General features: G+C 35.4%; 14 protein-coding genes and 1 tRNA gene. 12 read left to right on the top strand and 3 right to left on the bottom strand.

What is annotated here, in order from left to right:
- Positions 1–38: 38 nt before the first annotated feature.
- The 8 genes from CEY12_RS00525 to CEY12_RS00560 all read left to right on the top strand — a co-directional run bounded on the left by CEY12_RS00525 (position 39) and on the right by CEY12_RS00560 (position 5,150).
- Complete coding sequence (locus CEY12_RS00525; protein ID WP_089025835.1) at positions 39–509, top strand: DUF1203 domain-containing protein; 471 nt, start codon at positions 39–41, stop codon at positions 507–509.
- A 65-nt stretch (positions 510–574) separates the two neighbouring features.
- Positions 575–1,348, top strand: coding sequence for an isocitrate lyase/phosphoenolpyruvate mutase family protein (locus tag CEY12_RS00530; protein ID WP_172820999.1), 774 nt, complete (start codon positions 575–577; stop codon positions 1,346–1,348).
- Positions 1,349–1,350: 2 nt separating this feature from the next.
- Complete coding sequence (locus CEY12_RS22785; protein WP_089025836.1) at positions 1,351–2,394, top strand: bifunctional transcriptional activator/DNA repair enzyme AdaA; 1,044 nt, start codon at positions 1,351–1,353, stop codon at positions 2,392–2,394.
- Positions 2,395–2,439: 45 nt separating this feature from the next.
- The gene (locus CEY12_RS00540) at positions 2,440–2,973 is read left to right on the top strand and encodes a Crp/Fnr family transcriptional regulator (RefSeq protein ID WP_089025837.1); all 534 of its coding nucleotides are present in this window, start codon (positions 2,440–2,442) and stop codon (positions 2,971–2,973) included.
- A 54-nt stretch (positions 2,974–3,027) separates the two neighbouring features.
- On the top strand, positions 3,028–3,579 hold the full coding sequence (locus CEY12_RS00545; RefSeq protein ID WP_089025838.1) for a DinB family protein: 552 nt from the start codon (positions 3,028–3,030) through the stop codon (positions 3,577–3,579).
- A 74-nt stretch (positions 3,580–3,653) separates the two neighbouring features.
- Positions 3,654–4,259, top strand: coding sequence for a DUF2911 domain-containing protein (locus CEY12_RS00550; RefSeq protein ID WP_089025839.1), 606 nt, complete (start codon positions 3,654–3,656; stop codon positions 4,257–4,259).
- Positions 4,260–4,263: 4 nt separating this feature from the next.
- A complete protein-coding gene (locus tag CEY12_RS00555) occupies positions 4,264–4,794 on the top strand; it encodes a GNAT family N-acetyltransferase (protein ID WP_089025840.1) in 531 nt (176 codons plus the stop codon).
- Positions 4,791–5,150, top strand: coding sequence for a cupin domain-containing protein (locus CEY12_RS00560; protein WP_089025841.1), 360 nt, complete (start codon positions 4,791–4,793; stop codon positions 5,148–5,150). Before CEY12_RS00555 ends, CEY12_RS00560 begins: the two co-directional genes overlap by 4 nt.
- Positions 5,151–5,842: 692 nt before the next feature.
- On the opposite strand, the gene CEY12_RS00565 is transcribed toward CEY12_RS00560, so the two are convergent.
- From CEY12_RS00565 to CEY12_RS00575, 3 genes are all read right to left on the bottom strand, one after another.
- Entirely contained in the window at positions 5,843–6,580 is a 738-nt protein-coding gene (locus CEY12_RS00565) for a dienelactone hydrolase family protein (protein ID WP_089025842.1), read from the bottom strand.
- A 340-nt stretch (positions 6,581–6,920) separates the two neighbouring features.
- A complete protein-coding gene (locus CEY12_RS00570) occupies positions 6,921–7,532 on the bottom strand; it encodes an HAD family hydrolase (protein WP_089025843.1) in 612 nt (203 codons plus the stop codon).
- A 276-nt stretch (positions 7,533–7,808) separates the two neighbouring features.
- The gene (locus CEY12_RS00575) at positions 7,809–8,243 is read right to left on the bottom strand and encodes a type I restriction enzyme HsdR N-terminal domain-containing protein (RefSeq protein ID WP_089025844.1); all 435 of its coding nucleotides are present in this window, start codon (positions 8,241–8,243) and stop codon (positions 7,809–7,811) included.
- Positions 8,244–8,249: 6 nt separating this feature from the next.
- On the opposite strand from CEY12_RS00575, the gene holA reads away from it, so the two are divergent.
- From holA to CEY12_RS00595, 4 genes are all read left to right on the top strand, one after another.
- Positions 8,250–9,287: a DNA polymerase III subunit delta gene (gene holA / locus CEY12_RS00580; RefSeq protein WP_089025845.1), complete on the top strand. Its 1,038-nt coding sequence runs from the start codon at positions 8,250–8,252 to the stop codon at positions 9,285–9,287.
- A gap of 298 nt (positions 9,288–9,585) precedes the next feature.
- On the top strand, positions 9,586–10,527 hold the full coding sequence (gene trxB, locus CEY12_RS00585; RefSeq protein ID WP_089025846.1) for a thioredoxin-disulfide reductase: 942 nt from the start codon (positions 9,586–9,588) through the stop codon (positions 10,525–10,527).
- Positions 10,528–10,755: 228 nt separating this feature from the next.
- A tRNA-Ser gene (locus CEY12_RS00590) sits at positions 10,756–10,840 on the top strand.
- 349 nt (positions 10,841–11,189) lie between these two features.
- On the top strand, positions 11,190–12,209 hold the full coding sequence (locus tag CEY12_RS00595; RefSeq protein ID WP_089025847.1) for a lipase family protein: 1,020 nt from the start codon (positions 11,190–11,192) through the stop codon (positions 12,207–12,209).
- Positions 12,210–12,508 lie beyond the last annotated feature (299 nt).

A 12,508-nucleotide genomic window follows, 5' to 3' on the forward strand; every position in this document is an offset into this window, starting at 1 on the left:
AGTATGGATTTTCTGTATCTAAATTTGAAATAAAAAATATGACTAATTTTAGATTCGAAGCACTGAATGATGTAGACTTTGCTTATTTGAATGATTTATCAGAAACTGAACTTTCAGAAAAAAATATAAGAAAGTTGAAAGTAGACAAGTTTCCAGGTTTTCCGTGTAGGGTTACTTTGGAGGATGCAAAAGTTGATGAACATGTTTTTCTTCTTAATTATGATTTTCATAAGGCAGACTCTCCCTATAAAGCAAGCGGACCTATTTTTATAAGGGCAAACAAAGCAACCAGAATTTATGAGATCAATGAGGTTCCAACCATGTTTAACCACCGGCTTCTTTCTATTCGGGGTTATACCAAAGAAGGAATCATGCTTTTCGCAGACGTTTTCGAAGGAAAACTTTTGAAAGAAAAGATTCCGGTTATTTTTGAAAATCCGGACATTCAATATATCCATATTCACAATGCAAAACCTGGATGTTTTGGTTGTGCTGTAGCAAGAGCTTAAAAATACTTGTCCATTTTTCGGTTGCAAAATAAAGCATACTGTGATTAACTTTATAAAAAAATAAAATGACAAATATTCAAATTTTCAGAGATTTACATCATACTATTGAACCACTATTGATCGGGAATGTATGGAATGTACAAAGCGCTAAAATATATGAACAGCTAGGATACAAAGCACTGGCCACTTCAAGTTCTGCCGTAGCAAATAGCTTGGGTTATGAGGATGGAGAAGGGATGAGTTTTGATGAATATTTCTATATTGTTGAAAGGATATTAAAATCTGTACGTATTCCTTTATCCGTCGATTTAGAAGGAGGATATGGTAATACAAGTGATCATATTGTTTCTAATATTGCGAGGTTAGCAGCAATGGGAGTGGTGGGTATTAATATTGAAGACAGTATCGTGGTTGATGGTACAAGGAGATTATTAACCCGTGATGAACTCTATGAAAAATTCCAGCCTGTTGTATCAAAACTGAAAGAAAATTCTATAGAAATTTTTATCAACTTCAGAACAGATCCCTTTTTATTGGGAATTGAGAATCCTGTTGATGAAACATTACAGAGAATAAAGATTTTTGAAGAGCTTGGAATGGACGGTATTTTTGTTCCTTGTATCACTTCTGAAAATGATATTGAAACCATTGTCAATGCTACAGAAACTCCAATCAATGTAATGTGTATGCCCGATTTGCCCGATTTTAAAACATTAAAAAATTTAAAGGTTAAAAGAATTTCTTCAGGTAATTTTTTAAATGGATATATTTATAATCGTTTGGAGGATATGGGCCGTGTGGTTCTTACAGAACAAAGTTTTTCACCTATTTTTATTTAATTATGAGACTTACAGAGGATAGAATGTATCAGGCCTCTTTGGATAAGGATTCTACTTTTGAGGGAACCTATTGGATGGCTGTAAAAACGACAGGAATATTCTGCCGGCCTACCTGCACGGCCAGAAAGCCAAAGAGAGAAAATGTAGAATTTTTTCTGGACACTAAAGAAGCTATTCATCACGGTTACAGAGCATGTAAAGTATGCAGGCCACTCGAAAAACTGAATGAAACACCTTCTTACATTCAGGCATTACTAAATGAACTCATGCACGATGAATCTTTGAAAATTAAAGATGCCGATTTGCTAACCAGAAATATTGAACCGGTGACTGTACGTCGCTGGTTTCTCAAAAACCATGGGATTACTTTTCAGGCCTATCAGAGAAAACTGAGAATGAATAAAGCTTTCAAAAAAATAAAGAATGGAGAAAGTATCATTGAGGCAGCTTTAGACTCCGGATATGAGAGCCTGAGTGGCTTTAATGAACGTTTTAAAAATATCGTTGGTGTTTCTCCTAAACATACCAAAATGCAGGGAATTATTGATCTTAAAAGAATTGAAACTCCACTGGGAACAATGTTTGCCTGTGCCGTAGATGAAGGAATTTGTCTGCTGGAATTTACAGACCGGAAAAACATGGAGAAGCAGTTTGTATCACTATCGAAAGCATTAAATGCAGAGATCGTCCAGGGAGAGAACAAGCACTTTCAACAATTAGAAAGAGAATTGGAAGAGTATTTTAATGGGAAAAGGAAAACGTTTGATGTTCCATTGTATATGACAGGGACTGAGTTCCAGGAAAAAGTATGGAATCTTTTATGCGAGATCCCAATGGGAGAGACCAGGACATACAAGCAACAATCAGAGTTTTTAGGAAATCCAAAAGCTATCAGGGCTGTTGGCACGGCTAATGGGATCAATAAAATAGCCATTCTTGTTCCGTGTCACCGTGTCATTGGGTCGAATGGAGATCTGGTGGGATATGCAGGCGGAATCTGGAGGAAACAAAAATTATTGGAATTAGAGAAAGCGATATTGTTCTGATTTTATTTAATTTTATAGATTATTCTATTAGGCTATTTTGAATCTATGAGTTCTGTAAATATCATCCAAACACTTATTGATGCTGATCTTTTTCGGACTCAAAAAACAATTCAACGATATGATTTTCTGAAAATAAAAGAAGAGACTGACACCAATGTCTATTTCGTGGAAGAAGGAAGTGTCCGAATCTTTATCATGGATGAAGATGAAGAGCGGATTATCAGGTTTGGATACACCGGAAATATCATTGTTTCTTTGGATTCATTTTTATCTGACAAGCCATCGGATTTCTATATTCAGGCTATTAAAAAGACGAAAGTGAAAATAGCTTCAAAGAAAGATTTTTATGAATTTATCCAGTCAAGTGATGCGAATTTGAGACTATGGACTTTTATTTTAGAGGATCTTGTTTTGCAACAGATCGAAAGAGAAAAAGACCTGCTGATCAATTCTCCCCGTGAGCGTTTTGAAAGAGTTTTAAAGAGAAGTCCAAAATTATTTCAGGAAATCCCTAATAAATATATTGCCAACTACCTTCGAATGAGTCCCGAGACGTTATCAAGATTAAAAAAATCTTGAGTTCAATCAATATTTAAAGATCTTTAAATACAGAAATTTGTATAAAAAGAATCAATGAAAATTTCTTCGTCACAATTAATTTCCGAATTAAAGAGTATTACACAAAGTAATATCCAGTATATAGAAACAATTTTGCAGAAAACTGATCAGGAGGAGCTTAATCAAAGGACCTCTGAAAACTCCTGGAGTGCTCTCGAATGTATTGAACATCTTAATCTTTATGACTGTTTTTATATCCCGGAAATTTCTAAGCGAATCCACGCTTCCAAGACTTCTCCAAAAGCAACTTTTTCACCAGGGATATTAGGAAACTATTTTGCAAAATCAATGCTTCCCAAAGAAAAATCGAATGCCATGAAAACTTTCAAAGCAATGAATCCCATTCATAGCAGACTGGATAAAAATGTTATAAAGAAGTTTATTGAAGGGCAACAGCAACTACTCAACCTATTGGATAAAGCAAAAGATATTGATCTGGAAAAAACGAAGACAAGCATCAGTATTTCCAAGCTGATCAAGCTGAAATTAGGGGATACTTTACGATTTGTAATTTACCATCAAGTGAGGCATATCGAGCAGGTAAAAAAAGTACTCAGAAATGTTTAAAATTAAGAAAAAATTATAAGGATTGGGAAAGGCTGTCTTATTTTGATTTCGTATTTTTAGGCAAAAATTTACACGTGAAAAAATTACTATTTGCAGTTTGCCTGTCAGTGTCAGCTTTAAGTTTTGCTCAGGACTATTCTGTACCGGCGGCAAGTCCGCGTCAAAAGGTGGAACAACAGTTTTCTATGTCTAAGATAAGTATCGATTACGGAAGACCTGGAGTAAAAGGACGTAAAATTTTCGGGGAGCTGGTTCCTTACGGACAAGTTTGGAGAGCAGGAGCGAACTCATCAACAAAGATCACATTCGGACAGGCTGTTAATTTTGGTGGAAAAACAGTTCCGGCCGGGACTTATGGTTTATTTATTGTTCCAACAGAAAAAGAATGGAAAGTTATCTTGAATAAAGATTTCCAACAGTGGGGAGCTTACACCTATGACGCAAAACAGGATGTGGTGGATATTACCGTACCCGTAAATAAATTAGCGGATAAACAGGAGTGGTTTGAGATTACATTGAATCCTACAGACGAAAATTCTGGAAATCTGGTTATTAAATGGGATATGGCTCAGGCTGAGGTGGCTTTAAAACCGGCTAAATTAGATGCTGTTATCAAAATTTCCGATAAACTAAAAGAAATCAAAAAAATAGAAACTGACGCAGCTAAAACAAAAAGCTAAGACTATGAATTTTTCGATTCAACCTATTTTAGAAGATAAAGAATTTCAATTAATCCCCTTAATACAAGGGGATTTTGAATCTGTATATGAGGTAGCATCCGATCCCAAAGTTTGGGAGCAGCATCCAAATAAAGACCGTTACAAAAGAGAGGTTTTTGAAAGTTTTTTTCAAGGCGCTATGGAAAGTAAAGGTGCTTTTAAAATCATAGATAAGACTTCAGGAGATGTATTGGGAAGCAGCAGATATTATAATTTTGACGAAAAAGATAACTATATTTTTATAGGTTATACTTTTTATGGAACGAAATGCTGGGGAAAAGGAGTTAATCCAAAAATTAAAAAACTAATGCTGGATTATATCTTTCAGTTTGTGGATAAAGTCCATTTTCATGTAGGCAAAGAAAACCTTCGTTCTCAGATTGCTATGGAGAGATTGGGTGGAGAAAAGATTGGAGAGGAGGAAGTTGCTTATTTTGCTGAACCTACCAGAACCAATTTCGTCTATGAAATTAAAAAAGAAAACTGGGTAAAATGAAAAAATATAAAATTCAAAAATCCCCGTTTGTAGTTCCTACAACAGACGGAAAATTAATTGAAGAACATTGGGGAAATTCTACCCAGAATTCCAATGTGTCTATCGCTCATATGGTAGCACCTCCTGATTGGAGTGAGCCACACCAAACCCCACAGTTTGATGAGTTTACCATCATTATTTCCGGTAAAAAACAGTTTGAAATAGATGGTGAAATTGTCATCCTTGAAAAAGGGCAAAGTATTCTTGTGGAGAAAGGAGCGCGAGTGCGATACAGCAACCCTTTTACAGAACCATGCGAGTATATTGCTATTTGTCTTCCCGCCTTTTCTATGGATCTTGTGAATAGAGAGGAGTAGTTGGGAGTGGGAAGTTGAAAATGGAGAGTTGAAAGTAATGGAAGCTTGATGAGGGAGTATGAGTGTTTGAGTGTATTAGGAGAGTATTAGAGTAGAAGAAATTTCGATCTTTTTATAGCCTGGGGTGTGTTTGAGGGATCATCTGAAATGGTGTTTATAACGGACTATTGTCATTCAGAGCGAAACGGAGTGTAGTGTGGAATCTCTACACTATTTTTATGTTATCATTTCTACAAAACAAACCCCAATGCTCTTAGAAGGAAACTTTAGTTATTTTAAGTTTAATACTTACTGCATATGAAGAGCACTTAAGTTTTAAAGAAATCTCTGATTTCTTTTTATATTCACGCTTCATAGGCGAAGCCCATCTTTGCTATCTTACATTCTACACTATAATCATCAATCTTTGCGTTAAAAAACTTGACAATAATTAATCGCAAAGACGCAAAAGGTCTCAAAAGTCTTATGCTGTAAGATCGCGAAGGCGTTTCACTCAGCAAAGGCTCTCGTCAATATGTGATAAAGCAATATTTTAGAGCGATAGATTGACCATCAATCTTGTCTTCAGAGCACGAAATTAAACCCTGCAAGCGCAGTATGGAATCCAATCAGTGCATTAATGTCACAAATTTAAATACAATGATTTACCAATTGTTACACTTTTACACTGGTAAATTGTTACATTAAAAAAATTACTTCAAAACCTCCTTCAAAAACATCAACGTATGATTCCATGCTCTCTTCGCCATTACTTCATTGTAATCCGGAGATTTTGGATCTGTGAATGTATGTTTTGAATGTGCATAGGTGATAATCTGCCAATCTGCACTTCCTTCATTCATTTCTTTGATGAGGTTATCATAATCCTGTGGAGTAACCCCCTTGTCATCAGCTGGGTTTTCAATTAGCATCTTCGTTGAAATAGGGCCGTTTTTTCTTGTCTGGTCCTTACCAATACTTCCATGAATAGAAATAACTCCTGCTACAGGCATATTGGCTCTTGCTACTTCTAAAGCTCCGGTTCCACCAAAACAATATCCGATAACAGCAAATTTAGTGGCGCCATTTTTCTTCAATTGTTCTAATGCCAATGAAATACGTTTCTGATATTCTGTATAGTTTTGTTTATAGTGTCCTGATGCTTTTCCTGCTGCATCGCTGTCGGCAGGGATATTTCCTTCTCCATAAATGTCTGCTATAAAAGCAATATACCCTTGTTTTTCAAGTTCTGCAGCTGCAGTTTTAGCTTCGTCATCAATTCCTTTCCATGCAGGTAATATCAGTACCCCCGGAAGTTTTTTTCCGGCATTGGAGGTTACCATTCCATTCAGTTTTTGTGAGCCGTCCTGATAGGAAACCGATTTAAGATTCTGGCTGAATAATACTCCTGATGTCATGAAAATAGTGGTTAGTAAGATTGAACGTATCATAGTTGGTTATTATTTAAAAGTTAGTAGAGTTATTTGAATTAATGTTATGTATGTCAATGATTGTTAAAAGGTGAAATTGCAAAATTGCTGAATTGCAGAATCGCTTTTATGGTAGTTCATATTAACCATCCTCATTTTTTAATAAGTGAAATTGCAAAATCGTGGAATTGCAAAATCGCTTTTACACCAGTCAGTACCAACAATTCTCTATTTCTTAACCCTGTATAAAGTATTTGCTAAGATCGCGGATCTTGTAATCCGTACCTCCAGTCTTGAACCATCTAAATTAATAAAATAACTTATAATGAGGAGTAATAAAATGCTAATAATTGGATCTTTATCAGATTTTCAATCCCAAATCAATCAGTTCTTTTTCTAAATTAGTTTCGGGAAAAACCTGAATGGTATGGAAGCCCAAGGTTTTTGCCATTTCTATATTTTTGGGGTTATCATCAATGAAAACTGATTCATCAGCCTGAATATTGTAACGCTCCAATAATAGATGCCAGATCTTAGGATCCGGTTTTATTAGTTTCTCGGCTCCTGAAACGACTATTTTACCTCCGAAAAGTTGAAAGAAATCATAGTTTTCCAAAGCGTAAGGAAATGTTTCTTCAGACCAGTTCGTGAGTCCATAAAGGTGATAGTCTGTTTTGCTTAGTTTTTTCAGAACTGCCACATTTTGTGGGATATCACTTTTTAGCATGACATGCCAATTGTCATAATAGGCTCTTAATTCTTTTTCCCAATCCGGAAATTTCATAACCTGAATATCAGTTCCTTCCATAAGGCTTCTTCCCCGGTCTTGCTCTTCATTCCATTCTGACTGAGCGATATGGGTGAGGAAGTATTCCATTTTATCGTCATCGTTGAAATAGGTTTTAAAAAAATACCTCGGATTCCAATCCATAAGAACGCCTCCAAAATCGAATATAATGTTTGTGATACTCATATTAACTGTTGACTTTTATTTAAAAACAGAAAAAATTTAAAGCCTGTTATTTTGAAAAGTAAAACTCACATAAGACAAAAAATCATAGATTTTCAGAAATGTTTATGCGTTCTTTTATGGTGACTTTAAATTAATGTAGCTTAAATTTATGGAAATTTAATATCATGATCACTATCGGATGTATTTTAAAATTATGAATTATTAGTTAACCAAATAAGTTGTTTTTAACAACGAAGTATTAAAATTTAGCTATATAATCACCTCTTTTTTGAACAATTAATGATCGGCTTTATAAAACTGATATTGGTCATTTTCATAATAGGCATTAATATGCTGTAAACCATTCGTAAGAATAATTTCTTCAGCACCAATAATAGAATTATACCTTGCGGTCTGTTCAAAAGTTTTTTCTGTTAATTTGATCTGGGGAGCTTTACACTCGATCAAAATTTTTGGCTGAGTTTTTTCTGTGATCAGAAGGTCAATTCTTTTGGTGAGGCCATTTAAAACGATCTTCTTTTCTGTAATCAACGCAGATACAGAATAAGACTTTACCGTAAGATAATAGTGTATCCAATGCTGTCTTACCCATTCTTCAGGGGTAAGCAAAAGGTAAGTTTTACGAACTAAATCATAAATAAAAAACTTATCTTTGTCCTTCTTGAATTTAAAATCAAAAGTTTCTCTAAAATTCAGTTTTGGAAGTTCCATTAAAAGATGAAAGAATTAGATTTAATCCTCAAAAATATTAAAAATAAAGAAGTTTTACCGATTTATTTTTTCCACGGAGACGAACCTTATTTTATTGATGTTGCTATAAAGGCGCTTGAACATAACTTTTTGGAAGAAGATGAAAAGGCGTTCAATCAGACAGTGACCTACGGGAAGGATACTTCCTATCAAGAGATTCTTTCTTTAGCAAGACAGTTTCCTATGATGGGAGACAAGCAGGTGATCATTGTAAAAGAGGCTCAGGATTTAAAACTCAATGAAGAAGAAAACAGAATTCTGGAAGCTTATGTAGAAAATCCGGTGCCTTCTACGGTTCTGGTTTTTGCTCATAAACATAAGAAACTCGATAGCAGGAAAAAAGTAACAAAGGCTCTAGATAAAGCCAAAGTGCTTTTCCTCAGTGAATCGATCAGAGATAATAATCTTCCAAAATGGATTGCAGATGAATGTATTCAGTTAAATATCAAAACTGCACCTAATATTTCACACCTTTTAGCCGAATATTTAGGTAATGACCTGTCCAGAATTGCCAACGAACTTGGTAAATTAAAGATCATTCTTAAAGAAGGTGAAGTTCTGGATGGAACAATTATCGAAAACCATATTGGCATTAGTAAGGAATACAATGTATTTGAACTTCAAAAGGCTTTAGGAACAAAGAATGCTAATGCAGCATTTAAAATTGCCCATTTTATGGGAAAAAATCCTAAAAATAATCCTTTTGTAATGATGTTGGCCAGTCTGTATAACTACTTTTCAAATGTAATTATTTATCAGACGATGGCAGGGCAACCCCCACAGGTAATTGCTTCTCAAATGGGAATTAATCCTTATTTTATCAAAGATTATGCTGAAACAGCAAGATTATATCCTTTAAAGCATGCGACAAGGGTTGTTTCTATTTTAAGGGAATTTGATATGAAAGGAAAGGGACTTGGGGCTGTGAATATGAGCGAAGGAGAATTGATCAAGGAATTGGTGTATAAGATTATTAATGTAGATAAGTTTAAGATGAAGGTTTAAGGGAGTGGAAAGTGGAGAGTTGAAGGTTGAAAGTGTTTGAGAGTAAGAGTGTTTGAGAGTGTTAGATTTTGAGGGTGTTAGGGTGATGGAATTAAAAAAGATTACTTTTATAACACTGCATTTTTAAGCGATTTTACGATTCAGCAGTTTTACAATTTTACAAACTCAAAACCCATTACAACGATCATCGACAACCGACATATTGATTATTGACAAGTATCATTAAAATTCCTTTAATAAAACATTTAAAATTACGAAATTAGCGAACTTTAATTTTAATCTTTTTGAAAAGTAAATTATGGAGCAAAATATTTTAGATTGTGTAATCGTTGGATCAGGGCCTTCTGGATTTACAGCGGCAATTTATGCGGCAAGAGCAGATCTTAAACCTGAATTGTTTACAGGTTTGGAGCCAGGCGGACAATTAACAACAACAACGGAGGTTGATAACTTTCCCGGATATCCTGCAGGTATTACAGGTCCTGAAATGATGATGGATTTGCAAAAACAGGCAGAAAGATTTGATACCAAAGTTCATTATGAAATGATCACGAAAGCCGAGTTTTCTAAGGAAGTAGGAGGGGTACATAAATTATATGCGGGAAACAAGGAGATTTTGGCAAAAACGGTAATTATCTCTACTGGGGCTACTGCAAAGTACCTGGGTCTGGATGATGAGAAAAAATATAATGGTGGAGGTGTTTCTGCATGTGCTACTTGTGACGGATTTTTCTATAGAGGAAAAGACGTTGTGGTAGTAGGAGCAGGAGATACAGCAGCTGAAGAAGCGACTTATCTTGCTAAATTGGTGAATAAAGTGACCATGTTGGTGAGAAAAGATGAGTTCAGAGCTTCAAAAGCGATGATCCACAGAGTTCAGAACACACCTAATATTGAAGTGAAATTTCACCATGAGTTAATTGGTATTGAAGGTGAAAATAATTTGGTAGAAAGAGCGGTAGTGATCAACAATCAAAATCAGGAGAAATCTACAGTTGACGTTCACGGAATTTTTATCGCTATCGGTCACAAACCGAATACAGGTATTTTTGCCGGACAAATTAACCTTGATGAGAACGGATATATCGTGACTGAAAAAGGATCTACAAGAACGAATCTTCCTGGTGTTTTTGCGGCAGGTGACGTTCAGGACCATATATACAGACAAGCAATTACAGCAGCAGGAAGTGGATGTATGGCGGCAATTGATGCTGAGAAGTACCTTGCAGAGTTACATTAATACTCAAATCTGATACAATATATAGTAGACGCATCATGAATTTGATGCGTTTATTTTTTATCCTGTTTTAGGAGATTTTGCTGGCTAGTAAAGAGCTGGCTGAAAATAATCGAATTGATTTCTAGTGGATTATTTCATTTTGTTAAAATTTACCGGGAAATTATTTTGTCAGAATTAAAAAACATTCTATATTTGCACCACTGAAAACGACAGTATAACTGAAGTTAAGGAGAGATGGCAGAGTGGTCGATTGCGATAGTCTTGAAAACTATTGACTGTAACAGGTCCGGGGGTTCGAATCCCTCTCTCTCCGCTAAGAGGTAAAACTTAAAAAACAAAGAACCTACAATTTGTAAAAATTGTAGGTTTTTTGTTTTTTTGGAGATATATTCAAAATTTTCAAAAATGCTCAAAAAAGTTGTGGCAAAATCGTGGCACTCTTAAATCTCACAAAAAATGTCGTAGAATTGAGATTAAATGCTTGTAAATTAAATATTAGGAATATTTAACGACTTGATTTTAGAATGCATTAGTTCGACATTTATTAACTTTTAATAGTGTAGGTTATCCAGATTATATTTAAATTTAGATTATGGAAAAGTGTTAATTTCAGGTTTCATATACCTCAAATTTCATTCTTTACCAATAAAAACTAATATACTATGGAACAACAAGAAAAACCAACGGTAGCAGCTGTTGCTACTGAATCTGACAAAGTAAATGCCCTTAAGTATGCCGGCGCTATTCAAATGGCGGTCGGTGTTGGTAAATACGCTCCGCCGGACCAGGACTATTATCCTGATAAGGAAGCATATTATAAAGTATATAACGATCCTAGCTTTGCCCTTGTGCGAGATGTTGATTTTTTGGCTAATTTCAATATACAATACACAATACAGGTCAAGGAAAATGTGGCCACGATGGACGGCAAGGAGATCGTAATATTACCGGAGGAGTACTTATCCTACTATGGTTATATCGCAATGGAAGCAAATCCCACCGATCCTAAAAATCCGATTTGCGTGGTAGCCTTTCGTGGTACACAAACTCTTTTTGAATCATATGAAGATAAAAGATTTGCAGAGGAGTCCTTCATAGAGTATGACAATATGGGTAAATGCAAAATCCCACAAGGCTTTCATGAAATGTTGAAAAAGGCCCAGATTGTACCGCTGAAGAATAGTGGAAATACTGGCCGGGCTTCGTTATTTGAGTTTGCAAGAAATCCGGGCGTCCTTTTTGGAGGGAACGCGCCCAAATATATAACGGCTATAGGATATAGTCTGGGTGCTACAATGGCTACTTATTTTGCTGCACTGGCAACCTTGAAAGGCAGGGATAATGTCCGCCTCTTTACCTTTGCATCGCCAAGGGTAGGAAACTTTAATTTTATTACCTGGGCTGCCCAACTAATTAAAGAAAATAACATAGTTCGAAGTTATAACAGTGCCGATGAGGTTCCTACACTTCCTGACTGGCCTAGTATCAATGGTAATCGTTGTTTACATGTACCTGGTAAAGAATTTCAAGTGGATTCTACTAATGATTATAAACATGTTAGACCTGGTCCGGAATGTGCACATCAATTGTCCGTTTATATGTACCTGATGGACAGTAGTAAAAACCCCAATGTTGTTGGTGCTGGCGGTCATAAAGATTGTATGCCCGTAACAGAAAAATAGTAAAGGAGGGTGTCTCAAAAGGCACCCTCCTTTTTTGGGGATCTCCTGGATAGTTTTTTCTGTTCTTATGGTATGCCCGGAGGAAAAACACACTCCGTCATATTTAAAGCCTCTTTGCAACACCAGACTTGTATGCAAAAAAAATAGTGTAGGTATTAGGCGTTCGATTGTTATTCCTTTCAGTCCGCTACAAATGAAACTTTAGAAATTTATTAAGCCAGCAATTTGTGAAAATTGCTGGTTTTTTATTTTTCTATAAGTAGTATCTTCAAAAATGCTAACTGTTTTAGTTTACAACT

Source organism: Chryseobacterium sp. T16E-39, from assembly GCF_002216065.1.
In the GTDB taxonomy this organism is placed as follows: Bacteria; Bacteroidota; Bacteroidia; order Flavobacteriales; family Weeksellaceae; genus Chryseobacterium.

What these genes read in the sequence shown, in the direction of transcription:
- CEY12_RS00525 (WP_089025835.1), top strand. Translation starts at nt 39, where the DNA reads ATGACTAATTTTAGATTCGAAGCACTGAATGATGTAGACTTTGCTTAT.
- CEY12_RS00530 (WP_172820999.1), top strand. Translation starts at nt 575, where the DNA reads ATGACAAATATTCAAATTTTCAGAGATTTACATCATACTATTGAACCA.
- CEY12_RS22785 (WP_089025836.1), top strand. Translation starts at nt 1,351, where the DNA reads ATGAGACTTACAGAGGATAGAATGTATCAGGCCTCTTTGGATAAGGAT.
- CEY12_RS00540 (WP_089025837.1), top strand. Translation starts at nt 2,440, where the DNA reads ATGAGTTCTGTAAATATCATCCAAACACTTATTGATGCTGATCTTTTT.
- CEY12_RS00545 (WP_089025838.1), top strand. Translation starts at nt 3,028, where the DNA reads ATGAAAATTTCTTCGTCACAATTAATTTCCGAATTAAAGAGTATTACA.
- CEY12_RS00555 (WP_089025840.1), top strand. Translation starts at nt 4,264, where the DNA reads ATGAATTTTTCGATTCAACCTATTTTAGAAGATAAAGAATTTCAATTA.
- CEY12_RS00560 (WP_089025841.1), top strand. Translation starts at nt 4,791, where the DNA reads ATGAAAAAATATAAAATTCAAAAATCCCCGTTTGTAGTTCCTACAACA.
- CEY12_RS00565 (WP_089025842.1), bottom strand. Translation starts at nt 6,580, where the DNA reads ATGATACGTTCAATCTTACTAACCACTATTTTCATGACATCAGGAGTA.
- CEY12_RS00570 (WP_089025843.1), bottom strand. Translation starts at nt 7,532, where the DNA reads ATGAGTATCACAAACATTATATTCGATTTTGGAGGCGTTCTTATGGAT.
- CEY12_RS00575 (WP_089025844.1), bottom strand. Translation starts at nt 8,243, where the DNA reads ATGGAACTTCCAAAACTGAATTTTAGAGAAACTTTTGATTTTAAATTC.
- holA (WP_089025845.1), top strand. Translation starts at nt 8,250, where the DNA reads ATGAAAGAATTAGATTTAATCCTCAAAAATATTAAAAATAAAGAAGTT.
- trxB (WP_089025846.1), top strand. Translation starts at nt 9,586, where the DNA reads ATGGAGCAAAATATTTTAGATTGTGTAATCGTTGGATCAGGGCCTTCT.
- CEY12_RS00595 (WP_089025847.1), top strand. Translation starts at nt 11,190, where the DNA reads ATGGAACAACAAGAAAAACCAACGGTAGCAGCTGTTGCTACTGAATCT.